General features: G+C 63.6%; 26 protein-coding genes and 1 pseudogene. 13 read left to right on the top strand and 14 right to left on the bottom strand.

The annotated features are described in order from the left end of the window. The first annotated feature begins 121 nt into the window (after positions 1–121). Together IVA96_RS28370 and IVA96_RS28365 are read left to right on the top strand one after the other, a co-directional pair. On the top strand, positions 122–1,018 hold the full coding sequence (locus IVA96_RS28370; RefSeq protein WP_247277000.1) for an alpha/beta hydrolase: 897 nt from the start codon (positions 122–124) through the stop codon (positions 1,016–1,018). Between the two features lie 220 nt (positions 1,019–1,238). Next, a complete protein-coding gene (locus IVA96_RS28365) occupies positions 1,239–2,270 on the top strand; it encodes a nitronate monooxygenase (RefSeq protein WP_247420633.1) in 1,032 nt (343 codons plus the stop codon). Positions 2,271–2,469: 199 nt separating this feature from the next. Here IVA96_RS28365 and IVA96_RS28360 read toward each other — a convergent pair whose 3' ends face one another. The 3 genes from IVA96_RS28360 to IVA96_RS28350 all read right to left on the bottom strand — a co-directional run bounded on the left by IVA96_RS28360 (position 2,470) and on the right by IVA96_RS28350 (position 5,111). Continuing rightward, on the bottom strand, positions 2,470–3,228 hold the full coding sequence (locus tag IVA96_RS28360; protein WP_247275782.1) for a DUF899 family protein: 759 nt from the start codon (positions 3,226–3,228) through the stop codon (positions 2,470–2,472). A 311-nt stretch (positions 3,229–3,539) separates the two neighbouring features. Beyond that, entirely contained in the window at positions 3,540–3,749 is a 210-nt protein-coding gene (locus IVA96_RS28355; protein WP_247275781.1) for a hypothetical protein, read from the bottom strand. Between the two features lie 129 nt (positions 3,750–3,878). After that, positions 3,879–5,111 carry an MFS transporter gene (locus IVA96_RS28350; protein ID WP_247275780.1) on the bottom strand — a complete coding sequence of 411 codons (1,233 nt, stop codon included), beginning with the start codon at positions 5,109–5,111 and terminating at the stop codon, positions 3,879–3,881. Between the two features lie 130 nt (positions 5,112–5,241). On the opposite strand from IVA96_RS28350, the gene IVA96_RS28345 reads away from it, so the two are divergent. After that, positions 5,242–5,850 (top strand): TetR/AcrR family transcriptional regulator, encoded by a 609-nt coding sequence (locus IVA96_RS28345; protein WP_247275779.1) that lies wholly within the window; start codon positions 5,242–5,244, stop codon positions 5,848–5,850. 336 nt (positions 5,851–6,186) lie between these two features. On the opposite strand, the gene IVA96_RS28340 is transcribed toward IVA96_RS28345, so the two are convergent. Both IVA96_RS28340 and IVA96_RS28335 read right to left on the bottom strand, forming a co-directional pair. Continuing rightward, positions 6,187–7,560 carry a PleD family two-component system response regulator gene (locus IVA96_RS28340; protein ID WP_247275778.1) on the bottom strand — a complete coding sequence of 458 codons (1,374 nt, stop codon included), beginning with the start codon at positions 7,558–7,560 and terminating at the stop codon, positions 6,187–6,189. A 14-nt stretch (positions 7,561–7,574) separates the two neighbouring features. Continuing rightward, positions 7,575–7,940 carry a response regulator gene (locus IVA96_RS28335; protein WP_027547216.1) on the bottom strand — a complete coding sequence of 122 codons (366 nt, stop codon included), beginning with the start codon at positions 7,938–7,940 and terminating at the stop codon, positions 7,575–7,577. Positions 7,941–8,181: 241 nt separating this feature from the next. On the opposite strand from IVA96_RS28335, the gene IVA96_RS28330 reads away from it, so the two are divergent. Beyond that, positions 8,182–8,493, top strand: a complete 312-nt coding sequence (locus tag IVA96_RS28330) for a DUF3572 domain-containing protein (RefSeq protein WP_247275777.1) — start codon at positions 8,182–8,184, stop codon at positions 8,491–8,493. Next, positions 8,490–9,779 (top strand): DNA polymerase IV, encoded by a 1,290-nt coding sequence (locus IVA96_RS28325; RefSeq protein WP_247275776.1) that lies wholly within the window; start codon positions 8,490–8,492, stop codon positions 9,777–9,779. The genes IVA96_RS28330 and IVA96_RS28325 overlap by 4 nt, the downstream gene beginning before the upstream one ends. A gap of 16 nt (positions 9,780–9,795) precedes the next feature. On the opposite strand, the gene IVA96_RS28320 is transcribed toward IVA96_RS28325, so the two are convergent. Then, a complete protein-coding gene (locus IVA96_RS28320; RefSeq protein ID WP_247275775.1) occupies positions 9,796–9,951 on the bottom strand; it encodes a hypothetical protein in 156 nt (51 codons plus the stop codon). Between the two features lie 155 nt (positions 9,952–10,106). Here IVA96_RS28320 and IVA96_RS28315 point away from each other — a divergent pair. Beyond that, a pseudogene (locus IVA96_RS28315) lies at positions 10,107–10,259 on the top strand (ACT domain-containing protein); the annotation flags it as partial. Between the two features lie 81 nt (positions 10,260–10,340). Here the strand turns inward: IVA96_RS28315 and IVA96_RS28310 are convergent. Continuing rightward, positions 10,341–10,742 carry a RidA family protein gene (locus IVA96_RS28310; RefSeq protein WP_091899125.1) on the bottom strand — a complete coding sequence of 134 codons (402 nt, stop codon included), beginning with the start codon at positions 10,740–10,742 and terminating at the stop codon, positions 10,341–10,343. Positions 10,743–10,912: 170 nt separating this feature from the next. Further along, on the bottom strand, positions 10,913–11,758 hold the full coding sequence (locus IVA96_RS28305; protein ID WP_247275774.1) for a cell envelope integrity EipB family protein: 846 nt from the start codon (positions 11,756–11,758) through the stop codon (positions 10,913–10,915). Positions 11,759–12,007: 249 nt separating this feature from the next. On the opposite strand from IVA96_RS28305, the gene IVA96_RS28300 reads away from it, so the two are divergent. The 4 genes from IVA96_RS28300 (at position 12,008) to IVA96_RS28285 (ending at position 15,150) form a co-directional block, all read left to right on the top strand. Then, positions 12,008–12,475 carry a RidA family protein gene (locus tag IVA96_RS28300; RefSeq protein WP_018321130.1) on the top strand — a complete coding sequence of 156 codons (468 nt, stop codon included), beginning with the start codon at positions 12,008–12,010 and terminating at the stop codon, positions 12,473–12,475. A gap of 5 nt (positions 12,476–12,480) precedes the next feature. Then, on the top strand, positions 12,481–13,227 hold the full coding sequence (locus IVA96_RS28295) for a glycerophosphodiester phosphodiesterase (protein WP_247275773.1): 747 nt from the start codon (positions 12,481–12,483) through the stop codon (positions 13,225–13,227). 202 nt (positions 13,228–13,429) lie between these two features. After that, the gene (locus tag IVA96_RS28290; protein ID WP_247275786.1) at positions 13,430–14,671 is read left to right on the top strand and encodes a GNAT family N-acetyltransferase; all 1,242 of its coding nucleotides are present in this window, start codon (positions 13,430–13,432) and stop codon (positions 14,669–14,671) included. Positions 14,672–14,721: 50 nt separating this feature from the next. Next, positions 14,722–15,150, top strand: a complete 429-nt coding sequence (locus IVA96_RS28285; protein WP_247275772.1) for an HIT family protein — start codon at positions 14,722–14,724, stop codon at positions 15,148–15,150. A 119-nt stretch (positions 15,151–15,269) separates the two neighbouring features. On the opposite strand, the gene tsaA is transcribed toward IVA96_RS28285, so the two are convergent. The 4 genes from tsaA to IVA96_RS28265 form a co-directional block, all read right to left on the bottom strand. Next, positions 15,270–15,761, bottom strand: coding sequence for a tRNA (N6-threonylcarbamoyladenosine(37)-N6)-methyltransferase TrmO (gene tsaA / locus IVA96_RS28280; RefSeq protein WP_247275771.1), 492 nt, complete (start codon positions 15,759–15,761; stop codon positions 15,270–15,272). 32 nt (positions 15,762–15,793) lie between these two features. Beyond that, positions 15,794–16,144 (bottom strand): AzlD domain-containing protein, encoded by a 351-nt coding sequence (locus tag IVA96_RS28275; protein ID WP_247275770.1) that lies wholly within the window; start codon positions 16,142–16,144, stop codon positions 15,794–15,796. Next, the gene (locus tag IVA96_RS28270; protein WP_247275769.1) at positions 16,141–16,881 is read right to left on the bottom strand and encodes an AzlC family ABC transporter permease; all 741 of its coding nucleotides are present in this window, start codon (positions 16,879–16,881) and stop codon (positions 16,141–16,143) included. Before IVA96_RS28270 ends, IVA96_RS28275 begins: the two co-directional genes overlap by 4 nt. A gap of 98 nt (positions 16,882–16,979) precedes the next feature. Beyond that, a complete protein-coding gene (locus IVA96_RS28265) occupies positions 16,980–17,933 on the bottom strand; it encodes a lytic transglycosylase domain-containing protein (protein ID WP_247420624.1) in 954 nt (317 codons plus the stop codon). Positions 17,934–18,022: 89 nt separating this feature from the next. On the opposite strand from IVA96_RS28265, the gene IVA96_RS28260 reads away from it, so the two are divergent. After that, positions 18,023–18,661 (top strand): HAD family hydrolase, encoded by a 639-nt coding sequence (locus IVA96_RS28260; protein WP_247275767.1) that lies wholly within the window; start codon positions 18,023–18,025, stop codon positions 18,659–18,661. A gap of 19 nt (positions 18,662–18,680) precedes the next feature. Here the strand turns inward: IVA96_RS28260 and IVA96_RS28255 are convergent, their stop codons facing one another. Both IVA96_RS28255 and IVA96_RS28250 read right to left on the bottom strand, forming a co-directional pair. Next, entirely contained in the window at positions 18,681–19,703 is a 1,023-nt protein-coding gene (locus tag IVA96_RS28255) for a phenylacetaldoxime dehydratase family protein (RefSeq protein WP_247275766.1), read from the bottom strand. Between the two features lie 27 nt (positions 19,704–19,730). Beyond that, positions 19,731–20,747, bottom strand: coding sequence for a carbon-nitrogen hydrolase family protein (locus IVA96_RS28250; RefSeq protein WP_247275765.1), 1,017 nt, complete (start codon positions 20,745–20,747; stop codon positions 19,731–19,733). A 196-nt stretch (positions 20,748–20,943) separates the two neighbouring features. On the opposite strand from IVA96_RS28250, the gene IVA96_RS28245 reads away from it, so the two are divergent. Further along, a complete protein-coding gene (locus IVA96_RS28245; RefSeq protein WP_247275764.1) occupies positions 20,944–21,900 on the top strand; it encodes a helix-turn-helix domain-containing protein in 957 nt (318 codons plus the stop codon). 100 nt (positions 21,901–22,000) lie between these two features. Beyond that, a complete protein-coding gene (locus IVA96_RS28240) occupies positions 22,001–22,237 on the top strand; it encodes a hypothetical protein (RefSeq protein WP_247275763.1) in 237 nt (78 codons plus the stop codon). The last annotated feature ends 90 nt before the right edge of the window (positions 22,238–22,327 follow it).

Genomic DNA, 22,327 nt, shown 5'->3' with positions numbered 1-22,327 from the left:
ACATGCGCCAACACCTCCAGCGCCTGGCCCGGCAGACAAAAATAAGGGCGGGCCACCAGCCCTGAGATTGCCTCGAATTAGCCTCACTGCCGTGGGGCTATAAGCCATAAGGGAGACTGCAATGCTCCGCCTCGTCGCTAAGTTCGCCGCAGCGTCGTGTATTTTTCTCGAGGTTTCCAGCGCCCACGCAGAAGACATAAAGCGCGTCACTGCCAATGGGACTGAACTTGCCTACGTGGAAGTTGGTCAAGGCGAACCGGTTATATTTGTTCACGGCGGTCTTCAAGATTACCGAATGTGGCTGCAGCATCTTCCAAAGTTCGCCGATCGCTATCGCGCCATTGCCTACAGCCGCCGCAACCACTTCCCAAATGAGGCAAGTCCTGAGAGCATGCCGGATGGCGCTGCGGATGCGCACGGCGAGGATCTTGCCGCGTTTGTGCGGGCTCTAGGCTTGTCGAAGGTCAGGGTCGTTGCGCATTCGTCTGGCGCGCATGCGGCGCTTTTCTTTGCCGCCGTGCATCCGGAAAAGTTGGTCAGCCTGACGCTCAACGAACCGCCCGCGACGGGCATCCTGGCCGGCGTTCCCGGGCTCGGCGACATGTTGAAAGAGTGGGGCAATGCCCAGGCACCGGCGAGGGAGGCAGTCAAGGCAGGCGACGTGAAAACCGGCATACCGCTGTTCGTGAACGCCGTCGGCGGACCGGGCGCCTATGAACGTCGATCCATTGCCGACCAGAAGATGAACTTCGATAACGTGGCGTCCTTTCAAGCCGACGCCACAACAAAACGCCCGAGGCCGGCGTTCACGTGCGAAATGGCCAAGTCGATCAATGCGCCAACGCTTCTGTCCAATGGCGAGCGAAGTCCCAAATTCTTCTATCGAATTGTCGACCAGCTAGAGACCTGCCTACCAAACCGCGAGAGGATCATCATTGCCGGAAGTTCGCACACCGTGCCTGCAGAAGCTCCTGACGCGTACGACCAGGCTGTCCTTACGTTTATCGGCAAACATTAACACCGTAGTCCGGTTTGGATCACGAGCGTCGCCCTCTACAATAGTCGGTTGTCGGACAATTTCCGCTATGTCCTGTTAGCGACCGAGTTCTTGTGGCGGTGCAATACCGCTCAGGGCCAACACCGGATTGTTGGAGCACGCGCCACCTTGAGTCCGCCCTCTGGGCGATGTTTACTTCCGCTGCGGTGGCGGGGGTACACCGAATGCAATGGAGGCTGTCATGCTGCGCACCGCGCTCTGCCATCTGTTGGCGATTGATGTGCCCGTCTTTGCCGCACCGATGGGGTTTATCACCGGGCCCGAGCTTGCGGCAGCGGTGAGCAACGCTGGCGGACTCGGCATTATGTCATTTAGCGGCAACCCGCCGCCGGTGCTGCGCGAGGAGATTGGGCGCCTGCGATCGCTCACCGAAAAGCCGTTCGGGGTCGGTATATTGCTGAGTGGACCGCATCTGCCATTTCCAATCGAGGCGGTCATCGAAGTGTGCCTCGAGGAGCGGGTTCCAGTCCTCTTGACCTTTTGGGGCGATCCGACTCCCTTTGTAGGCCCAGCCCAAGCGGCAGGGGTGAAACTGATCGACCAAGTCGGCTCGGTTGCCCACGCGCGAAGAGCTGCTCATGCCGGGGTCGATGCCATCGTTGCTCAGGGTGTGGAAGCCGGTGGCCACCTGGCTGGCGATATTACAACAATGGCGCTGGTACCGCGGGTCGTCGACGCGGTGGCTCCAGTTCCCGTCATTGCAGCCGGAGGCATTGCGGATGCGCGGGGCTTCGCCGCCGCTCTCGCTCTCGGAGCGCAGGGCGTGATGATCGGAACGAGGCTGATCGCTACGACAGAAGCCTACGCGCATACGGTCTATAAACAGAAGGTTATCGATGCAGCGGAAGATTACACGGTGCGGACGACGCTTTTCGGTCACGGCTGGCCCAATGCCCCTCATCGCACACTGCGCACGCCCTTTGTCGAACGCTGGCTGCCAGATGAGGCGCGCGGCAGTGAGCAGCGGGCCGATGAGCCGCAGATTGGCGAGACGAAAGTCGGTGGCCGGGCGACGCCACTCTTGCGCTTCATGGGCTTTCCACCGACGCCAGACGCCTCGGGCGACCTGGACTCGATGGATTTTCTAGCGGGACAGGGCGTCGGCTTAGTGAATGAAATTAAGCCTGCAGCGGATGTCGTCCAAGAACTGGTCGATGGCGCCCGGCGGCTGGTTTTTCAGCTCGCTCAGTCAACTCGAGCACCAGACGAGTGACTGCTTTGGGGGTCAAAAGCGGCGTTGAGGCAGGCGTCGTTGCGCGTCCGGTCTACCGCCGTAGTTGCGTTCGGAAAATGGTTCTGCCTGCTATAGCTAAGGGCTAATCGCGCCGCTCTGCTCCTGATTGCGGGACTTTCGGGTTACCGCCGAGTGCGGACATGAAGCTCTCCTAACCCAGTGATGTCGCCAGTGACCGTCAATGACAGCCAGTCCTCGCGCCGCTGGGTCGCCCGAGCGTTCGGACGTCCCGGCCGTCGTCACTAAGCCGGCTGTGGCCGTCATCGAATTGATGGCGGCCTTTGGGCGTGAGATCGAGCCACATGAAGGCACCCATCAAATTTTCAATGCCACGGGAATATGCCGAGTACGTGTGGAAGATCTCGCCAGCCTCGTTTTTGGCAAATATGCTGGCGCCCATCATGTCTTCGCTGCTCTTGAGCGGGATCGTGTCGTAATTGAACTTGGCTGTGCCAGCGGCCAGGTCCTCCTTTTTGAATGACACCCCGAAATCAAAGTTGAAGTCGCTGCCATAGGATGACACCCACGGAAAGGTCCAGCCCAAAGCGCGTTTCACTTGCTCGATTCGCTCGATTGGCGCGCGTGAAATCACAGCAAATGACAGGTCGGCATCATGGAAGTGCTTGCGCGCGGCGTCGAAATGATCGGCGACGAACGAGCATCCTTTGCAAACGTGATCGGAGCCCGGGGTCAGCATGAAGTGATAGACGGCGAGTTGGCCGCGACCATTGAACAGATCGGCAAGCGTGTACTCGCCATCCGGTCCCTGGAAGACGTAGGGCTTCTCGATTTTTACCCACGGCAAATGGCGTCGCTTTTCTCTAAGTTCGTCGAGCTTGTGCGTCATCTCCTTCTCTTCGACGAACAATGCCCTACGTGCGGAAAGCCATTCCTCACGCGAGACGACTTTGGGTGGAGCGAGGGTGCCTGCTGCCATAGTCAAGACTCCTCTGATTGTGGGTTCTAAAACGTAGGTCCTCGCCGATCGGTTCCTTGCTTGCCTGGCCATTGCGCCGCCGGCTAAGCTGCCCCCCCCAGCGTCCGAGATGGCTGCTGGACGACCTGCATGTCCGAGTCGGGTCAATCGGGTCGATGAGCCGACAAATTGGCGGCGGCTCGGAGCACCTGTTCGATCTCAAATGTCAGCACGACCTCGTAGGATTGGGCCGAAATCATCGCGGACCGGGCCAATAGGAAACGTAACAGATGTGCGGTAGAATTATAAAGAGGCCACCAACTGAGGCGAGCTCAATTCAAGTGACGGCGATACTTCTTGATGATCTCGCGAAGGTCAGGACGGAAGAAGCGCGATGCGCGGTCGGCCCAGTACCTTTTCCATCCACCCGCCACGCTATATGGCCCGGTCGGAGCAAAGAGATTTCCCGTCGTCGGTGAGTCATGATCATCCTCGAATTGGAGCGCAGGTGCGGCGCGCGCAACGATGCGTTCGACCAGCATGGGTGCGAGTCGAAATCGTCTTGCACCGCACGGCCGGACTATACAGGGGTCACAACCGGCCGATCACGACCAAGCAACGTGACATCCGGTTCATCCTCCGAAGCTGACGCTGACGGCTACACACCCCACCTACGCCGCCTTCAACACCGGCGGCTGCGACGGCCGGATCAGCGCGAACGCGACCTGCACGATGCCGCCGGCGAGGCCGAGCGCGACGCCGATGCGCCAGGCCATGGTGTATGAGCCGAGCGCGTCGTAGAGCACCCCTCCTCCGTAGGCGCCGAGGAAGCTGCCGATCTGGTGGCTCATGAAGGCGAGGCCCTGGATCATGGCCTGCCAGCGCAGGCCGAACATCTCGGCGACGGCGCCCGCAACCAGCGGGCCGACGCCCATCCAGAGAAAGCCCATGATCGCGCCGAACAGTAGCGTCGAGAATGGCGTTGCCGGCAGCATGAAATACCAGGCGAGCGCCAGCGAGCGCAGGATGTAGATCGCGCCCAGCAGCGCCAGCTTGTTCCAGCGTTGGCCGGCCCAGCCGAAGAACAGCGAGCCCAGCACGTTGAAGCCGCCGATCATGCCGAGCGTCTGTGCGCTCAGCATCGGATCGAGACCGCAGATCGCCAGATACGACGGCAGATGCGTGGTGAGGAACACCAGCTGCATGCCGCAGACGAGATAGGCGCAGGTCATCACCACGAAAGACGCGTTACCGAACGCGGTCCTCGCCGCAGCCATGGCATTGGCATCGCTGATGTCATCGGCCGCGGGCTTGGGCAGCGGGATCTGGTCGACGCGTCCGGCATACCACGCCGCCGGTATCATCAGTACCGACATGATGACGAAGCCGGCAAGGCCAATGCGCCAGCCAAAGCTCTCGTTGAGCATCTGCCCGATCGGCGCCGACAACAGCGCGCCGAGCGAGCCCGCACCGGAGACGATGCCGAGCACCGTCGAGCGCACGGTTTCGGGCACAGCACGCGCCGCTACCGACATCGCGATCGCCGCCGCGGTGCAGGCCAGCGAAGTCCCGATCAGGACGCCGCCGCCAATCATCACGCTGACGAGCCCATTGGCCGTCGCCATCAGAGAGAGGCCCACGATGTACATCAGCGCGCCCACGATCATGATGGGACGGAAGCCGTAACGCACCGTCATCGCGCCGGCCAGCGGCTGGAGAAAGCCCCAGGCGAGGTTTTGCACAGCCAGCGCCAACGTGAAATCCGACACCGAGATGTGGATGTCATGCGTCAGCGGTTGCAGGAAGATGCCGAGCGACTGCCGCAGCCCCATGCTCAGGGTCAGCATGATCGAGGCGCCGATCAGGATCGGCAATGTCGGACGCAGAACCTGCAACAGGGGCATTTTTCTTCTCCCTTTTGGGCACGGCGCGAACGCCGCCGTCTGCTTTTGCCGTTGATTTTGGTTACACAGACCTGTGTACTTAGGCTATAAAGGGCCGGTGCTGTCAAGCGAACAGGACGCGCGCTACCGCATGGCTCCCCCGCCCGCCCCACAGACGATGAAAGAGCGGATCCTCGAGACCGCCGATAAGCTGTTCTACCTGCAAGGCATTCGCGCCATCGGCGTCGACACCATTGCAGCCGAGATCGGCATCTCCAAGCGCACGCTCTACAACCACTTCCCCTCCAAGAACGCGCTGATCGCGGCTTACCTCGAGCGCCGCTTCGTGCACGCGCGCGCGTCCGACAAACCGCCGGCCGAGCAGATCCTTGCGACGTTCGATTCGCTGGAGCGGCGGTTTGCGGCCAAGGATTTTCGCGGCTGCCCGTTCGTGAATGCGGTGGCCGAGCTCGGGCCACAGGACCGCGCCGTGAAGAAGATCGCGATCGCCTTCAAGGAGAGCCGCCGCGTCTGGTTTCGCGATCGCCTGAACGAGCTCGGCGTTGCGGACGCGGAGGCGCTGGCAACCCAGCTCGTGCTGCTGGTCGACGGCTCCATCGCGCAGGACCTCGTGCGCGACGATCCTGCGATGGCCAGGGCGGCGAAAGAAGCGGCGAAAGTGCTGCTGCGGAATGCAGGGGTGGATGTCGGTAGCGATGCGAAGAAACCAATGAAGGGGAGCAAGCGCGCGCCAGACTAGCTGCTGTCGCCATATCGCTTGCTGTCATCACCCGCGAAAGCGGGTGATCCAGTATTCAAGAGACACTGAGGCTAGAACCGAAAAGCCGCGGGCGTACAGGATTCCCCCGCTGGAGCCTGTCATCGGGCTCGCCGAAGGCACGACCCGTTGGCGGGGAATGACAGCGGAGTTTGTAGGATGTTCGGGATGATAGCAGAATGCGCCTGTTTTGCCCGACGTGTCAAACGGACTTGCTGTCGGCGTCAGCCGCTTTGCTACCCGCGTAGGCCATTGATCCGACTAGCGCCGGCTACTGTGCATGGGGTTGTTTTCGCAATTATTGTGTCGCAGTAGCCTTTACGCCGCCTGCGACACCACGCGGTTGCGACCGTCGTGCTTGGCGCGGTAGAGCGCGGTGTCGGCGCGCTTGAGGACGTCGCCGACCGCCTCGCCCTTCTGCTCCAGCGTAGTCAGGCCAATCGAGATCGTGACCTCGATGCGCTTCGTCCCTTTGTGGATCGCAAACGGCTCGCCCGCGATCGAGCGGCGCAGGCGCTCGGCGACCATGCCGGCGACGTGGAGATCGGTCTCCGGCATCACGATGACGAATTCCTCCCCGCCATAGCGGCAGGCAAGGTCGATGCCGCGGATCGACTTGCGCACCCGCACTGCGAATTCGCGCAGCACGTCGTCACCGGCATCGTGGCCGTAATTGTCGTTGATCGACTTGAAGTAGTCGATGTCCAGAATCATCAGCGCCAGCGGCTTGCCGCGGGTCGCGGCCTGCTCGGCGAGCGTGGCGAGATGGCTCTCCATGTAGCGGCGGTTGTGCAGGCCGGTGAGCGCGTCGGTGATCGCCATCTCGATCGAGTTCTGCACGTTGTCGCGCAAGTGATCGGTGTAGCGGCGGCGGCGAATCTGGGTGCGGGCCCGCGCCAAGAGTTCGGTCTTGTCGATCGGACGCAGCAGATAGTCGTTGACGCCGATCTCGAGGCCGCGGAGCAGCCGCGTCGAGTTCTCGGGGTCGGCGATCGCCAGGATCGGAACGTGGCGCGTGCGCTCCAGCGAGCGCGCTTGGCTGCAGAGCCGCAGGCCATCGAAATTGTTGAGATCGAGTGAGACGATCAAGAGGTCGTAATTGCCTTCCGCGGCGTGGAACAGCGCCTCCGTCGGGCTCGGCTCGACGTCGATGGTGTGCTCGGCGGCGAGGATCGTCCCCAGCCGCTCATAGGAGGATTCGCGGTCGTCGACCAGGAGGATGCGGCCGCCCCTGCCGGTGTCGGCCACGGCGCTGCGCTCCGGCGCCTGCATGCCGATCTCGAGCGAGGTGATGGCGCGCATGCGCAGCTCGTCCGTCATCATCTTCAGCCGCGTCAGCGAACGCACGCGCGCGATCAGCACGACGTCGGAGACGGGTTTGGTGAGGAAATCATCGGCGCCGGCTTCGAGCCCCCGGTTGCGGTCGGAGGGGCTGTCGAGCGCGGTGACCATCACGACAGGAATGTGGTGGGTGGCCGGATCGGTCTTCAGACGGCGGCAAACCTCGAAACCGTCCATATCGGGCATCATCACGTCGAGCAGGATGATATCGCATTCGGCGCGCCGGCTGATCGCCAGCGCCTCGGCGCCGTTCGCCGCGGTCATCACGTCGAAATATTCGGCGGACAGACGAGCTTCGAGGAGCTTCACGTTGGCAGGAACGTCATCGACAACCAGGATACGCGCGGACACTTTGAACTCACTTCCTATCCGATAAAACGCCGGACCGTCTCAATGAACTTGCCGACCGAGATCGGCTTGGACAAATAGGCCTCGCAGCCGCCCTCGCGGATACGCTCTTCGTCGCCCTTCATCGCGAACGCGGTGACCGCAACGACGGGAATGGCGCGCAACTCCGGATCGTCCTTGATCCACCGCGTCACCTCGAGTCCCGAGACCTGCGGCAATTGGATATCCATCAGCACGAGGTCCGGCCGCATCTTGCGAACGAGGTCAAGCGCCTCGTAGCCGTTGCTGGTGCCAGTGGTCTGGTAGCCGTGTGCCTCCAACAGGTCGCGGAAGAGCTTCATGTTAAGCTCGTTGTCTTCCACAATCAGGACGGTCTTAGCCATCCCGCCCTCCTGTTTGGTCCGCAGACCCATACATGTGACGCCTCAGGCGCCGCTCCCCGGCGCTTCGAAAACTGGATTCAAACTAGCCTCAGATTCGCTCTAGTTTCGTTAAACCCGAGGGCCGACTTTCTGCGATTTGGTTTCCAGTTGCTTGTCGGGGGTCGCAAGACTCGAGGCGAAGACTCGGGCATGATGATTCCAAAGTAGACACTGAAAGTTAACGGAAAGGCAAACCGGCCGCGTGAAAAAGCCTGTTCACAACCCCCGCGAAGTCGCTGAAATCGTTGCGATTCAAGCACTGTCCTTCGTCGCCGGCGAGCCCGAGCGGCTGGGCCTGTTCCTGGCTGAGACAGGGGTCGGTCCGGAGACCCTGCGCAATGCTGCCTCGGACCCCAATTTTCTCCTCAGCGTGCTCGATTTCGTGCTGCGCGATGACGAGACCGTGAAGGCCTTTGCGAAGGCCGCGGAACTACATCCGACCAACGTTGCCGCAGCACGGCAGGTGCTGGGCGACGCGCTCGGCGACCCCACCTGGGAGCGCGACGTGCCGTGACCGAACCCGATCCGGCAGGGCCCCGCTGCTTCTGCCGGGATTGTCTGGCCGATCTGGACACGGGCGTGCGGCGCTGTTCCGCTTGCGGGTCCCCTCGCCTGGTCCGCCACCGCGCGCTATCGAGCCTGACCATCGCCCACATCGACTGCGATGCCTTCTATGCGACGGTCGAGAAGCGCGACAATCCTGATATCGCCGATAAGCCCGTCATCATCGGCGGGGGCAAGCGCGGCGTGGTGTCGGCCGCCTGCTACATCGCCCGCACCTATGGCGTCCGCTCGGCCATGCCGATGTTCAAGGCCCTGGAGGCCTGCCCGCATGCGACCGTGATCCGGCCGGATATGGCGAAATATGTCCGGATCGGCCGCGAGGTGCGCCAGGCCATGCAGGCGCTGACCCCGCTGGTCGAGCCGCTGTCGATCGACGAGGCCTTCCTTGATCTGTCCGGCACCGAGCGGGTTCACGGCACGATCCCGGCAAAGGTGCTGGCGCGCTTCGCGCGCGACGTCGAGCGCGATATCGGCATCACCGTCTCCGTCGGCCTGTCCTGCAACAAGTTTTTGGCCAAGATCGCCTCCGATCTCGACAAGCCGCGCGGCTTTGCCGCGCTCGATCAGGACGAAGCGCGCTTGATGCTGTCGGAGAAGCCCGTCGGCTTCATCTTTGGCGTCGGACCAGCCACGCAGGAGCGCCTCGCGCAGCGTGGCTTCCGCATCATCGCCGACCTGCAGAAGGCCGACGAGATCGAGATGATGCGGCAGTTTCCGAGCGACGGCCGCCGGCTGTGGCGGCTCGCGCGCGGCATCGACGAACGCCGCGTGGAGCCCGATCGCGGCGCCAAGACGATTTCCAGCGAAACCACGTTCGAGACCGACATCCGCGATTTCGCGGCGCTGGAGAAGATCTTGTGGCGGCTGTGCGAGAAGACGTCGTCGCGTCTCAAGAGCGGCGAGCTCGCCGGCTCGACTGTCACGTTGAAACTGAAGACCGCCGATTTCCGCCAGCGCACGCGCTCGCAGTCGATCGCCGCCCCGACGCAGCTCGCCGCAAAGATCTTCTCGATCTGCCGCGAGATGCTGGCAAAAGAGATCGACGGCACCGCCTTCCGCCTGATGGGCGCCGGCGTCAGCGCGCTGCGTGACGGTTCGGTCTTGGACGACACCGACATGCTCGACCGCCGCGCCGCGCACGCCGAGCGCGCGGTGGACAGTCTGCGCAAGAAGTTCGGCAGCGCTGCGGTGATCCGCGGCATTGCGTATGAGGGGCCGGAGAAGGCGCAGGAGTGATCAAGTCCTGCTCAACTCAGTCGCGTTCAAATATCCGTGCACCCGGATAGGCGCGCCGGGCATACTGAACTACCAATTGCCGATCCTGAGTTTCCACGAACGGCGTTCGGATCTGACAAGACCCGACGATGAGGTGCCACAGGCCGTTGAGCTTTCGAATGACAACGTTCATTTGAGCCTCTCCCCGCAGTGACCCGAGTGGACTCAAATTGTAAGAATCTCCCGCCGTCGCTCAATTCTACCAGTGTAAGCTCAGCGCATGAGAAGGATTAGAGGAGATATACAAAGGTATGTTGACCATTGCTCCCACAGCCTCTGTCGCCGACTCTGGCGGCAATCACGGCGCGTCTTGCCGAAGCGGGGATCAACGTGAATGCGGTTTCGGCCTTCCATCACGATCACCTCTTCGTGCCGGCGGACCGAGCCAACGAGACGATGGCTGTTTTGCAAGAGATGGCCAAAGGCAAGTCGGATAGGTAGAGCGAAGCGACACCCATCAAGCTCCATCCGCACAACAAGGGCGATGGGTTTCGCTCCGCTCTAACCATCCTACCAGTCACCTCAATCCGCGACTGCCACCGCTTCGATCTCGATCAGCCACTCCGGCGCGGCCAGCGCGGAGACGCCGACGAGCGTAGAGGCCGGCGGCTCCATGCCTTCGAAGAAGACGGAGCGGGCCTTGCCGATGATGGGGCGCAGCTCCGGCTTGTAGTTCACGACGAAGGTCGTGATCTTGACGATGTTGGCGTAGCTCGCCCCCGCCGCCTTCAGCGCGTGGCCGAGATTCTGCATCACCTGCGTCGTCTGCGCGGCAATATCGCCCTCGCCGACGATCCGCCCCTCCTCGTCCACCGACACCTGGCCGGAGATGTAGATGGTGCGCGCACCGGTCGCCGTCACGACGTGGGAATAAGCCGGATTGTGATGCAGGCCGCTGGGGCGGAGATGGTCGAGCTTGGGCATGGTGCTGGCCTCCCGAAGTTTATGGTTGGGAGGAGCCTAGCCGGAGAGGACGCCGAGGACCAGCCCAGTCATTGCGAGGAGCTTTTGCGACGAAACAACCCAGACTGCCACCGTGGAAACAGTCTGGATTGCTTCGCTGCGCTTGCGATGACACGGAGGAGACCACGCCCTCAATTACAGGGCTTGCTGTCCTTCACGTCGAACTTGCCCATCGCGCCCGAAATCACGAAATCGTTGTAGTCGAGCACGAGCTGGCGCGAGACGCCGTTTTCGTAGAGCTCGAACGCCATCGCGTAGACCGGCGTCTGCTCGCCTTCCTTCTGCTGGGCGTCGCGATCGAAATAACTGACGGTGACGGGCCAGCGCTTCAGCGCTTTCATATGCTCGTCGGAGGTCGACGGATCGGACGAGGTAGCACGGTCGGCGGGGATCGGCTGGCCGATCACGGTGAGCGTGTTGTAGACCTTCTGGCCGTCGTCGGAGCCGTCATAGACGGAGAGCTCTAGCAGCGACTTGCCCTCCTTGGCGGCGGCGATGATGCGCTGGATCTGCTCGGTCGGGAATACGATCTTGCCGTCGAGGGTGAATGTCTTCGGCGCCGGCAGCTTCAGCTTGACGTTGATGTGGTCACCGTCGCGCTCGGCCGAGCCGTCGACACGGCCGGCATCCGCCTCGTTCATGCGCGTCTCGATCTTGAAGTGGTAGCTTTTTCCGGCGGCGTCCTCCCAGGAATTGGAGCGGAGGTCGCTCAGCGTGACCTTGCCCTCGCCGCTGTCGAGCTCGGAGACCTGGCGGAATTCGGAGGTGTAGCCCTCGCAAGCGTTGCCCGTGAAATTGTAGAGGATGCGGCCGCGCGCACTGTTCACCGAGTTGGAGCGCGATTTCACGAGGCTGAGGTCATAAAGCGCCTGGTGCGCGAGGAACGGACCGTTGGCGGCCTGGGCGCCACCGCCAAAGCCGACAATGGCCGCCGCGAGCGCCATTACACCGAGCGAAATCCGGAAAAGGTGCACCATGTCTGTTCCTTGAGGACGCGTCCTTGGGGAAGCGCAGATTCGACATTTTAATGACCGTTCCATTGCGTCGCAACTGAGGCCGTTTCACGTAAAGTTGCCCCGCCCGCGTTGAACCTGCTCCCCTGCCTCAACAAAGTACATCCCCCTCCAGTTGCTTGCATGTGGCGGCACGATGGGCGAAACAGGGCGCGCCCGGCCTCCCACAGACGTGCCGGGGACGAATGGAATCCTGGACATCGAGGTCGAGACATGGCGGGCACGGTCGAGCAGAAACTGGCGGAACAGGGCATCAAGCTGCACGAGGCCCCCACCCCCGTTGCCAATTACGTGCCGTTCGTGCGCACCGGCAATTTGCTGTTCGTCTCCGGCCAGGTCTGCTTCGACCCGGCCGGCAAGCTGATTGCCAAGGGCAAGCTGGGTGCCGGGGTCTCGATCGAAGACGGCGCTGCGGCCGCTCGCGGCTGCGCAGTGAACCTGCTGGCCCAGGTCAAGGCGGCCCTCGGCGATCTCGACAAGGTGGTGCGCGTGGTCCGCCTCGGCGGCTTCATCAACTCGGCGCCTGACTTCCTGGACGGGCCCAAGGTGCTGAACGGCGCCTCCGACCTGATGGTCGCGGCCTTCGGTGACAAGGGCCGTCATGCCCGCACCACCGTCGGGGTCGCCTCGCTGCCCGCGGACGCCGCGGTCGAGGTCGATGGCGTGTTCGAGGTCGCCTGACGCGAATGCGCGCTCCGGATTGGCTGACAGCCCGGCCGGTCGCCCATCGCGGCCTGCATAACATTTCACGGGGCATCGTGGAAAACATGCCAGGCGCGGTGCAGGCCGCGATCGCAGGCAATTTTTCGGTCGAGGTCGATATTCAACTCTCCGCCGACGGCGAGGCCATGGTGCATCACGACCATGCGCTCGGCCGCCTCACCGAAGCGACCGGAGAGGTGATCGACAAGACCGCCGCCGAGCTGAAATCCGTCAAGTTCAACGACACACCGGAGCGGATGATGTCGCTCGGCGACCTCTGCGCCCTGGTCGCCGGCCGGGTACCGCTGGTGATCGAGCTGAAGAGCCATTTTGGCGGCGACCGCAAGCTGGTGAAGCGGATGGTCGAAGTGCTGGCGTCCTATGACGGTCCCGCCGTCGGTATGTCCTTCGATCCTGACCAGGTGCTGGCGCTGCGCGAGCTGCTGCCCTCCCGTCCGCGCGGCATCGTCGCGCAGCGGACCTATGAGGACGAGTACTGGGCCAAGCTCACGCAGGAGCAGCGCGACAGCATGCTGTACCTCCGCCACGGCTTCCAGACCCAGCCCCACTTCGTCGCTTTCAGAGTCGACGATCTCCCCGCCCCCGCCCCTTGGCTTGCTCGCAACCTGTTCGGCTGCGCCCTGCTCGGCTGGACCGTGCGCACGCCGCAGCAGCGGACGCGGGTCGGGCGATATGCGGACCAGATGATCTTTGAAGGGTTTGTGCCGTAAGGGCACGGCACCTCTCGTGTCCCGGACAAGCCGCGACGCCTTTAGCGTTGCGGCGCAGAGCCGGGACCATCCCGCCGCGAACGCGCTGCCCGTGGGCCCCGCTCTGCAAGCGCACCGTTAGAAGAGCGCTGCGCTGCGTCAGGCATGCGAGCGCGTTCCCGACCTCTTGAAGTCGCTGCTGCAATGCACGATCTTGGGCATGATGGCATCATCGGAAATCACGCTCGAGGCCGTACCTTCGATTGGCGAAGTGACACCGGAGGATTGGGACGCCTGCGCCAATCCCGGCAAAGCTTGTAATGGGCATGGCAAGGGAACCTCATCCGCTTTTCCAGGCGATTCCGCCGGCCTCTTAAGCTCGGCCTATAACCCGTTCGTCTCACACGCATTTCTCTCCGCCGTCGAGAAATCGGGTTCGGCGACGATCCGCACCGGCTGGGGACCGCGGCATCTCGTGGCCAAGCTCGACGGCCGCGTCGCGGGAATCGTGCCCTGTTATCTGAAATCGCACTCGCAGGGCGAATACGTTTTCGACCGCGGCTGGGCGGATGCCTATGAGCGTGCCGGCGGGCGGTACTATCCGAAGCTCCAGGTCTCGGTTCCCTTCACCCCGGCAACGGGGCCGCGCCTGCTGGTCCGCGACGGTGTCGACCGCGAGCAGATCACCGAGGCCCTGGCGAGCGGGCTGGTGGCGCTGTGCGGGGTCAGCAAGGCCTCTTCGGTGCACGTCACCTTCGCGCGCGAGGCCGAGTGGAAGCTACTCGCCAGGCACGGCTTCCTTCAGCGTACCGATCAGCAGTTCCACTGGCACAATGAGGGGTTTGCGAGTTTCGACGACTTCCTGGCGACGCTGAACTCGCGCCACCGCAAGTCGATCAAGCGCGAGCGACGCGATGCGCTCGCCGCCGGCATCACCATCCACTGGCTGACGGGCAAGGACATCACCGAGGATGCCTGGGACGCATTTTTCGAATTTTACATGGAGACCGGGTCGCGCAAATGGGGCCGGCCATATCTGACGCGCGAGTTCTTCTCGCTGATCGGCGAGACCATGAGCGAGGACGTGCTGCTGGTAATGGCCCGCCGCAACAATCGTTGGATCGCGGGCGCGATTAACTTCATCGGCTCGGACACGCTGTTCGGCCGCAACTGGGGCGCGGTCGAGCATCACCCGTTCCTGCATTTCGAGGTCTGCTACTATCAGGCGATTGATTTCGCCATCAAGCGCGGCCTCCGGCACGTCGAGGCCGGCGCGCAGGGCGAGCACAAGATCGCACGCGGCTACCTGCCGACGACGACCTATTCCGCGCACTTCATTGCCGACCCGGGCCTGCGGCGCGCCATCGACGACTATCTTAAGCGCGAGCGCGCTTATGTTGCGGAAGCCGGACGTGAGCTCGCCGAACTCGGCCCGTTCCGCAAAGGGGCCGACGAGGCGTCTTGACGGTTTGCCGTGGCTGGTGACAGTAAGCGCAAAATCTCGAGGACCCACCAATGACCGCCTACGACACCAACAACATCTTCGCAAAGATCCTGCGCGGCGAGCTGCCCTGCTACAAGGTGTACGAGGACGAGCACGTCTTCGCCTTCCTCGACATCATGCCGCGCGTGCCAGGCCACACGCTGGTGATCCCGAAGGCCCCTGCCCGCAACATCCTCGACATCAAGCCTGACGACTTCGCCCATGTCGCCCGCGGCGCGCACAAGATCGCGGTGGCCGCGATGAGGGCATTCAACGCCGACGGCATCACGGTGCAGCAGTTCAACGAGCCCGCCGGCGGACAGGTGGTGTTTCACTTGCACATGCACGTGATGCCGCGCCACGACGGCGTCGCGATGCTGCCGCCCGCCAGCCGCAAGGAAGACGCCAAGGTGCTGGAAGAGCACGCGTCCAAGCTGATCGCGGCGCTGCAAGCGGCGTAGGTCTTTCCACATCGTCATTGCGAGGAGCCCTTGCGACGAAGCAATCCAGACTGTCTCTGCGGAAGCAGCCTGGATTGCTTCGCTTCGCTCGCAATGACGAAGGGGTCACAGTGCGCCCCTCACTCCGTTTCGAAATCTCCCGCTTGCGGCGCCGCCAACGGCGTGAACTCGCAACGGTCCGGCTTGATGTCGATCAGTGGCGTGTTGTCGAGGCAATCGAGCCCGCGCACCAGGATCGCATTGCCTTCGATGCCGACCAGCTTCACGACCGAGGTGCCGATCGGATTGGGCCTCACCGGCGAGCGCAGCGAAAACGTGCCGCGGGTTTTCTCGTTATTCTTCGGGCTTTGCAGGATGATATCGCGGCGCGACTTGTCGAGCCAGTACAGCACTTCGAGATTGCTGTAGAAGTCGACGCCCTTGATCGCCGGCACGAACGGCTCGAAGATCTCAAGCCGGCAGACCGGGCCGTCATGCCGCCCTTGCCGCGGCGTCTCCAGCCGCGACGTCCAGGGGGTGCGGATGCGCCCGATGAAGACGAGACCGGCATCTTGCGTCGGTGGCAGCTCGATGGCGACCTCGCCCTCGCGGAGCTCCTGTTCGCGAACCATATTTCCTGTTTCCTTGCTGTTCGCCGGTGGTTTTAGCCCAACCACCACTTGCCGGCCAGCATGAAGACTTCGCCCGTGACCACGCCGGCAAAGATCGAGCGACGGGTCAGCAGGAAGACGACGAGCCCGGCCCCGACCGCGCCATAGCGTAAGGCACCGGGGACGCTGGCAAGCGCGCCCGGCGGCTCGACCACGATCTGGGCGATGACGCCGGCCAGGATCGCGGTGGCGACTGCCCGCACCCAGACCAGCAGCTCGGAGCCCTCGTCGATGCCGCCGCCGAACCACAGGCCCAGCATGCGCCATATCTGGTTTGGAACGACGCCGGCGACGAACAGAACGGCGAGCGCGTGCCAGTCGCCAATGAGGTGCGAAAAGCTCATGCGCGCACCGCCCGCCACCAATGCACGCCATAGGCGATCGTACCGGCCACCACGCCGCTGACGAGGATGTCCACGCCGGAGTTCATATTCGCGGCCAGCGGATAGAGCAATATGCCGAGCACGAGCGCGACGACATCGGCGATCTCGCGGCTGTTGCGCGCAGTCGAGAACAGGAACGACAGCGGCGTCAGCAACAGGATCGCAGCTCCAAGCGTCTGCGTCAGGTTGGCGGCGAGGAAATAGCCGACCGTGTTGGCACAGAGGCACACCGACACAAGGCCGCAGCCGAGCCCGTGAACGAAGGCGATGCGCCGCTCGCGCGGCACAAGCGGTAGGAAGCGATGGCACTCGACCCACAGCGTCACGGCCGTGAGATGCGCGGCGAAGACCAACTCGCGTCGCTTGGTCGTCCGTGTGCGCATCAGCGGTAGCACCGAGACCACCATCGGAAACAGACGGATCGCGCTGACGGTCACCGCGAGCGCGGATTGGATGACGGTCGCGCCCGAGCCGAGCGTGGTGATCAGGATGATCTGCGCGGGACCGGCCCAGACGAACAATGTCGAGCAAAGCGCCCAGAGCAGGCTGAAATGGGTGTCGTGGGCGAGCGCGCCGATGCCGAGATAGGTCACGAACAGCACGATGGTGAGGATGGTCTGCGTAATCGAACGCAGCCCCCACGCAAATGCGCGCAAGGGGCTTTGCCATTGAGATGAATCAAGCGGAGGAAGCGCCACGGAAGCTTTGGCCGAGGAGAGGAATCGTGCCTGCATAACGGGCGACGCAGCGGCTCGCGTCAAGGAAGCCCGCGGCGGGGCTGGCATGCGCGCATCCCCTACCCGCTCACACCGCGGTTCTTCAGCACAAAGCACGCACCGCCCGCCTTGCGGATGCGGTTGCACAGATCATCCGCTTCGCTGCGCGTGTCGGCGCCGATGCGCACTTGATAGAAGGCGCGCGTGCCGCGGCTGCGCATCACGGAAGACAGCAAGCTCGGATCGCGATCACCGATCACGGTGCTCAGCCGCGTGACCGCGCGGGAATACATCGCCAGCGCCCTATTGCGGTCGAAGCCAGCGGCGAGCTGTACGCCCCAGACCTTTGCGGCGGCAAGCTCGACATGCTGCTCGAGTTCGGCCACGAACGGATTGGGAGCGCGCTTGAGCAACGCCATGAGATCGCGGCAGCCCGTCGGCGGCGCGCTCGGCGGGCCGCTTCCGGTCGCGCCGGCCTTGGCCCACGTCTCCACTGTCGCACCGGTAATGGCGAGAACGTAGTTGCGGGTCTGCTCCGGCATTGAACCGGTGCCCGCGAGCCATTCCTGCACCCGCCGCGGGCCGGCGTTGTAGGCGGCAGCCGCGAGGCCGAGATTGCCGAACTGGTTGCGCAGCTCATTGAGGAATTCGGCCGACTTGGGCAGCGCCTGCACCGGATTGAAGGGATCAAGCAGCCCGCGCTCGCCGGCGGTGCCTGGCATGAACTGTGCGATGCCCTGCGCGCGTTCGCCGTTGCGGGTCACCGGTCCGACGGCGTCGGACTGGAAGCGGCTCTCCTGCCAGATCACGCGGGCGAAGAACTCCAGCGGCAGATTGGCCTGGCGCGCGGCCGCCTCGATGATCAGGCAGAGCGACTCCCGCGTGTCGCTCTCGCGGGCATCTTTCGGTTTCTCCGCCGGTTTCTCTGGTTCCTGGGCATTCGGTGACACGACGGGCCCAGGCGCCTCCTCCGCCAGCGCCGGCGACAGCACGAGGGTCTGGCACAAGACAGCGATGATCCGAGCTATTCGCATGGCATTGCCGCTATGGGACAATTCAGACCTTGACTTGGAACCCCAGCCCTCTAGCAACGAGCAGCAATATCAATGCAGGTCGCGCCCTGATGGTGACAATCTTTTTTGATCTCGACGGCACACTGACCAACCCAAAGCCCGGGATCACCCGCTCGATCCAGTACGCGCTGGAACGGCTCGGCGTTTCGGTGCCGAGCGAGGACGAACTGACCTGGTGCATCGGCCCACCGCTGCATGCCAGCCTCAAGAAGCTCACCGGGACCGATGAACTCGCTGACCGTGCGCTCCTGCTCTATCGCGAGCGCTTCAGCGACATCGGCCTGTTCGAGAATGAGGCTTACAGCGGAATTACGGACACATTGTCGAGGCTCGCAGCGACACGTCAGCGCATGTTCGTGGCAACCAGCAAGCCTGCCGTCTACGCCACGCGCATCGTCGATCATTTCGCCCTGAAGCCCTATTTCGAGCGCGTGTTCGGCTCCGAGCTCGACGGCACGCGCGTCGACAAGCGCGACCTGCTCCGCTACGCGCTCGAGGAAGCCAGGGTTGATCCGCAGCACGCGGTCATGATCGGCGATCGCAGCCATGACGTGGTCGGCGCCCGCGCCAACGGCATAACCGCCATCGGCGTGCTCTACGGCTACGGCAGCGAGGCCGAGCTGCTCGACGCCGGCGCTCATCACATCTGCGCCGCACATCCCGAGCTGCTCCGCCACTGCGTGACCTAGCCGATCAGGCGCGGACGGCCTACACCGCCGCCAGCATGCCCGTCTTCGGATGACAGTTCAGATATTCGAAGAACTGCTCGTCGGCGGCAGCCACCGTGACTTCGTGATAGAGCCGCAACTTGGCTGACGGCCCGAGCGTCGACAGATATTTCATCGCGGCGCCGAAAATCTTGAGGTGGGTCGGATGCGACTCCGCCCAGCGTTCGAGCGCAGCGAGACTCTTCCACCAGCTCTGGCCATAGGACTTTTCGCTGACGCTGCCGTCAGCCGCGAGCATCCGCATGTAGCGATGGGCGTAACAGCCGATGCCAAGGCCGTCGTCGCGCAGGAAATCCATGCCCTGGCGCAGCACCGGCTCGACGTCGTCGAGATAGAGCTTGCGCTCGGACGTCTCGGTATCGCTCCAGTCCTGCCCAGAGCGGATCAGGCAGAGATTGTCGTGCGCCACGACGCGCAGCCGCGCGCCAGCGCGGATCAGCTCCGGTGCGCCGCCTGGCGTCATCGCATCCGTTTGGGACAGCGGAATGCGATCACGCATGCCGCCCCAATACGCGTGCTCCTGCACCTCGCCGCTCATGTCGGCGGCGATTGCGGCGACACCTTCGGGCCGGTCAGGCGAGGAGAACAGCGTCTCGTGCCGCGCCACAATGGGTCGCAGCACCTCGATGAAGGTGCCGATATCGTCTCGCTGACTTCCGGTCCACGCCTCTCGCGCAGGTGCGAACCAGGCATCGAAGCGTGCGACGTCGTCCCAATAACCGACGGAGACAACGTTCTCATGGCCGAACTGGTCGACATAATGCGCGCGGTCCCAGTGGGACGGACCGTTCTCTGCAGCGAAGAGCTCCGCAATTTCTATCAAAGCGTCCGTCGCCGCCGGTGCCACACCGCGATACTGGACACCGAGATAGGCCATCACGACGCGGTTCACGGCTGGCTTGTAGCGCGCCACGAACGACGGATATGGCGGCTGGTAGTCGTCCGGCACGCGCTTGTGGCGCGTGCGCTGGGTTTCGAGATGCAGAGGAATTGCGGATTCCATGATCATGCTTTCCCGTGGTCCCGGCGATCAGCTCGCCGCGGCGGCGATGTCCGTGGGCTCGACCATATCGACCGGCAGCGCAAACTGCTCGACCCGCTTGTACGGCTTGTTGTTGAGCAGGAGCCGCGTCACGTCGGGCCGCGAATAATGCCCGGCGGGATCGGCGGCGTTCTTTGCAACACCGATGGCGCCGAGGTCGATCTCGGCAATCAGGAGACCCTCCTGGTCCGGCGCCAGCTTCTCGCCGATCTGGCTGCCGTCGGGGCCATAGATCGCGGCAAAGCCGCCGCCGGCATGCAGCAGAGCATGCTTGTCGGGCCGGTCGCAAAGCTCGTCGATCATTCCTTGCGACACCGTCGCGCAAGGCGCGAGCACGAAGCAGGAGCCTTCCACCGCGTAAACGCGCGAAGCCGCATTGTTGACCTCGGCGCCGAGCGCCGGCGCGAAGGGATCGTAGAGCGAGAAGCTCGGCCAGGCGGCGACATGCACCTGCTCGTTCTGGGCGTACATCGCGTATTTCGACAGCGGCTGGAGATGCTCCCAGCAGCACAGTGCGCCGAGGCGGCCGATGTCGGCTCTCGCATGCACGGCAAGGTCGCTGCCGTCGCCCTCGCCATAGACGGTGCGCTCGGCATGGGTCGGCCGCAGCTTGCGGCGCTTTGCGATGGTCTCGCCGCCGGGCCCGATCAGCCATTGCGCCAGATAGAGGCTGCCGCCGTCGCGCTCGGACAGGCCGATCACGGCGGTGAGCTTTGCCTTGCGCACGGCCTCGCGCAGCTTTTCAGCCTGCGGGCTGTCATAGGACAGTGAATTGTCGAAATAGCGCTGCACGAAGCCGCGGCCGATCGCCCATGCCGGCGAGTCCATCCAGATATGCCAGGGGTAACCGGGGATGAACGCCTCAGGAAAGGCGACCAGCTTGGCGCCCTTTTCCGCGGCCTCCGTGATCAACGCGATCGACTTGGCGATCGAGGCGTCGAGGTCGAGCCAGGCCGGCGCCGCCTGTACCACTGCCACCTTGTATTTCGGATGTTCGATGCCCATTCCCGCCTCCATCGCCGGTTGATCGGAAGCCACGTCCGATGCAGTCTATTTGGCCAAGCCGGACGGCCGGGCGCTCGACCAGGGCGGAACAAAAACTCGACTGGACGCGCCCGCCAACCGGTACGGGATTTGCCTCCGGGCAGGCTGGATCCGCCAACAGGCGATTTTTGCAGGGTGTGAAAGGGAGGCTCCTCAGATGCCAATCCAGTTCACGACGGACGGCAGCCCCGGCTACCGGCGGCTGGCCCTCTGGCAGGACATTGTCTGCGACGTCTTCGTCGGGCTCGACTGCAAGTCGGACGTTGGTAGCGCCTTTCACGGCTCGGTCACGCAGGCTTCGCTCGGCAGGGCCGTGTGCTCCGAGGTCTGCTCCGACCGCCAGCATGTCTTCCGCACGCCCTCGCGCATCGCGCGCTCTGATCAGGATTTCGTCCTGGTCGCGCTCGGCAATCGCGGGAACGGCGGCGTGGTGCAGGATGGCCGCGAGACCGTGATCCATCCCGGCGAATTCGCGCTGTATGACACCACGCGGCCGTATGAGCTGAAGTTCAACGACAGCTTCACGCAGACCATCTTCAAGGTGCCGCGTGAGATGCTGCAGCGCCGGCTCGGCGGCACCGAGGCACTGACCGCGATTGCGTTCGGCGCCGATGTGCCGCTCGAACGGCTCGCCTATGATTTCATTGTCAGGCTCTGCCAGAGCGCGGACCAACTTGCTCCAAACAACGCGGCCGCACTGTCGGAGCAGGCGGTCGATCTCCTTGCGATGGCGCTCGGCGAGCGGCTCGGCAAGACGTCGCTGCCGTCCTCGACCCATCGCTCCGCCCTGCTCTACCGGCTAAAGGCGCACATCCGCGCGCATCTTGCTGATCCCGACCTCTCGCTCGCGGAGGCCGCGGCCGCGCTCGGCATCTCGCCGCGCTATGTCAACGATCTCCTCGCCGACGAGGACACCTCGTTCCAGCGCCATGTCCTCGCCGAACGCCTCGCCCAATGCAGGCGCGACCTCGCCTCGCCCGTGCTCGCCCATCGCCACATTAGCGAGATCGCCTTCGCCTGGGGCTTCAACGACCTCTCGCATTTCGGCCGCGTCTTCCGCGACCATTTCGGCATGTCGCCGCGCGACTTCCGGCAGAGCCAGTCGCGGCACTGACAGTCCAGTCAGCGATCACCTCGAGCCTTCGCTTCGAGCGAAGGCAGCGCTCGCCAATTCCAAATTGTCTTGCCTGCTGACCTGCCTCAAGCTGGCACGCATGAGGACCGACGCCACCATAAGCGGAACGGAGCTATTGCTTGGTGTGATCGCCATCCGGCTCGCGCTGCTCGTCCTGGTAGGCTGGGGGTTGACGCTCCTGCCGCGGCAGCCGGGTGACTACCAGCTCGCCTGCTTCTCCTCGTCCGCAACGACGATCGAAATCCAGCCCGAGGCGAAAGCGATCGACCCGCGCGTTGCCGACGCGGCCTTCGCTGACATGCTGCGGCACGACTAGGGCATTGCCAAGCCATGCCGGGCTCTCGCGAAAGCGCTCCCGACTCCTTTCTTTTCATGGCGGAAGCCCGGCTCCCGGCAGGGGAACTGT

The sequence above is a fragment of the Bradyrhizobium sp. 159 genome, assembly GCF_023073795.1.
Lineage (GTDB): Bacteria > Pseudomonadota > Alphaproteobacteria > Rhizobiales > Xanthobacteraceae > Bradyrhizobium.
Note: the sequence above shows the minus strand (reverse complement) of the source record. Positions and strands in the feature narration are given on the sequence as shown.

What these genes read in the sequence shown, in the direction of transcription:
- IVA96_RS28370 (WP_247277000.1), top strand. Translation starts at nt 122, where the DNA reads ATGCTCCGCCTCGTCGCTAAGTTCGCCGCAGCGTCGTGTATTTTTCTC.
- IVA96_RS28365 (WP_247420633.1), top strand. Translation starts at nt 1,239, where the DNA reads ATGCTGCGCACCGCGCTCTGCCATCTGTTGGCGATTGATGTGCCCGTC.
- IVA96_RS28360 (WP_247275782.1), bottom strand. Translation starts at nt 3,228, where the DNA reads ATGGCAGCAGGCACCCTCGCTCCACCCAAAGTCGTCTCGCGTGAGGAA.
- IVA96_RS28355 (WP_247275781.1), bottom strand. Translation starts at nt 3,749, where the DNA reads ATGCTGGTCGAACGCATCGTTGCGCGCGCCGCACCTGCGCTCCAATTC.
- IVA96_RS28350 (WP_247275780.1), bottom strand. Translation starts at nt 5,111, where the DNA reads ATGCCCCTGTTGCAGGTTCTGCGTCCGACATTGCCGATCCTGATCGGC.
- IVA96_RS28345 (WP_247275779.1), top strand. Translation starts at nt 5,242, where the DNA reads ATGGCTCCCCCGCCCGCCCCACAGACGATGAAAGAGCGGATCCTCGAG.
- IVA96_RS28335 (WP_027547216.1), bottom strand. Translation starts at nt 7,940, where the DNA reads ATGGCTAAGACCGTCCTGATTGTGGAAGACAACGAGCTTAACATGAAG.
- IVA96_RS28320 (WP_247275775.1), bottom strand. Translation starts at nt 9,951, where the DNA reads ATGAACGTTGTCATTCGAAAGCTCAACGGCCTGTGGCACCTCATCGTC.
- IVA96_RS28310 (WP_091899125.1), bottom strand. Translation starts at nt 10,742, where the DNA reads ATGCCCAAGCTCGACCATCTCCGCCCCAGCGGCCTGCATCACAATCCG.
- IVA96_RS28305 (WP_247275774.1), bottom strand. Translation starts at nt 11,758, where the DNA reads ATGGTGCACCTTTTCCGGATTTCGCTCGGTGTAATGGCGCTCGCGGCG.
- IVA96_RS28300 (WP_018321130.1), top strand. Translation starts at nt 12,008, where the DNA reads ATGGCGGGCACGGTCGAGCAGAAACTGGCGGAACAGGGCATCAAGCTG.
- IVA96_RS28295 (WP_247275773.1), top strand. Translation starts at nt 12,481, where the DNA reads ATGCGCGCTCCGGATTGGCTGACAGCCCGGCCGGTCGCCCATCGCGGC.
- IVA96_RS28290 (WP_247275786.1), top strand. Translation starts at nt 13,430, where the DNA reads ATGGCATCATCGGAAATCACGCTCGAGGCCGTACCTTCGATTGGCGAA.
- IVA96_RS28285 (WP_247275772.1), top strand. Translation starts at nt 14,722, where the DNA reads ATGACCGCCTACGACACCAACAACATCTTCGCAAAGATCCTGCGCGGC.
- tsaA (WP_247275771.1), bottom strand. Translation starts at nt 15,761, where the DNA reads ATGGTTCGCGAACAGGAGCTCCGCGAGGGCGAGGTCGCCATCGAGCTG.
- IVA96_RS28275 (WP_247275770.1), bottom strand. Translation starts at nt 16,144, where the DNA reads ATGAGCTTTTCGCACCTCATTGGCGACTGGCACGCGCTCGCCGTTCTG.
- IVA96_RS28265 (WP_247420624.1), bottom strand. Translation starts at nt 17,933, where the DNA reads ATGCGAATAGCTCGGATCATCGCTGTCTTGTGCCAGACCCTCGTGCTG.
- IVA96_RS28260 (WP_247275767.1), top strand. Translation starts at nt 18,023, where the DNA reads ATGGTGACAATCTTTTTTGATCTCGACGGCACACTGACCAACCCAAAG.
- IVA96_RS28255 (WP_247275766.1), bottom strand. Translation starts at nt 19,703, where the DNA reads ATGGAATCCGCAATTCCTCTGCATCTCGAAACCCAGCGCACGCGCCAC.
- IVA96_RS28250 (WP_247275765.1), bottom strand. Translation starts at nt 20,747, where the DNA reads ATGGGCATCGAACATCCGAAATACAAGGTGGCAGTGGTACAGGCGGCG.
- IVA96_RS28245 (WP_247275764.1), top strand. Translation starts at nt 20,944, where the DNA reads ATGCCAATCCAGTTCACGACGGACGGCAGCCCCGGCTACCGGCGGCTG.
- IVA96_RS28240 (WP_247275763.1), top strand. Translation starts at nt 22,001, where the DNA reads ATGAGGACCGACGCCACCATAAGCGGAACGGAGCTATTGCTTGGTGTG.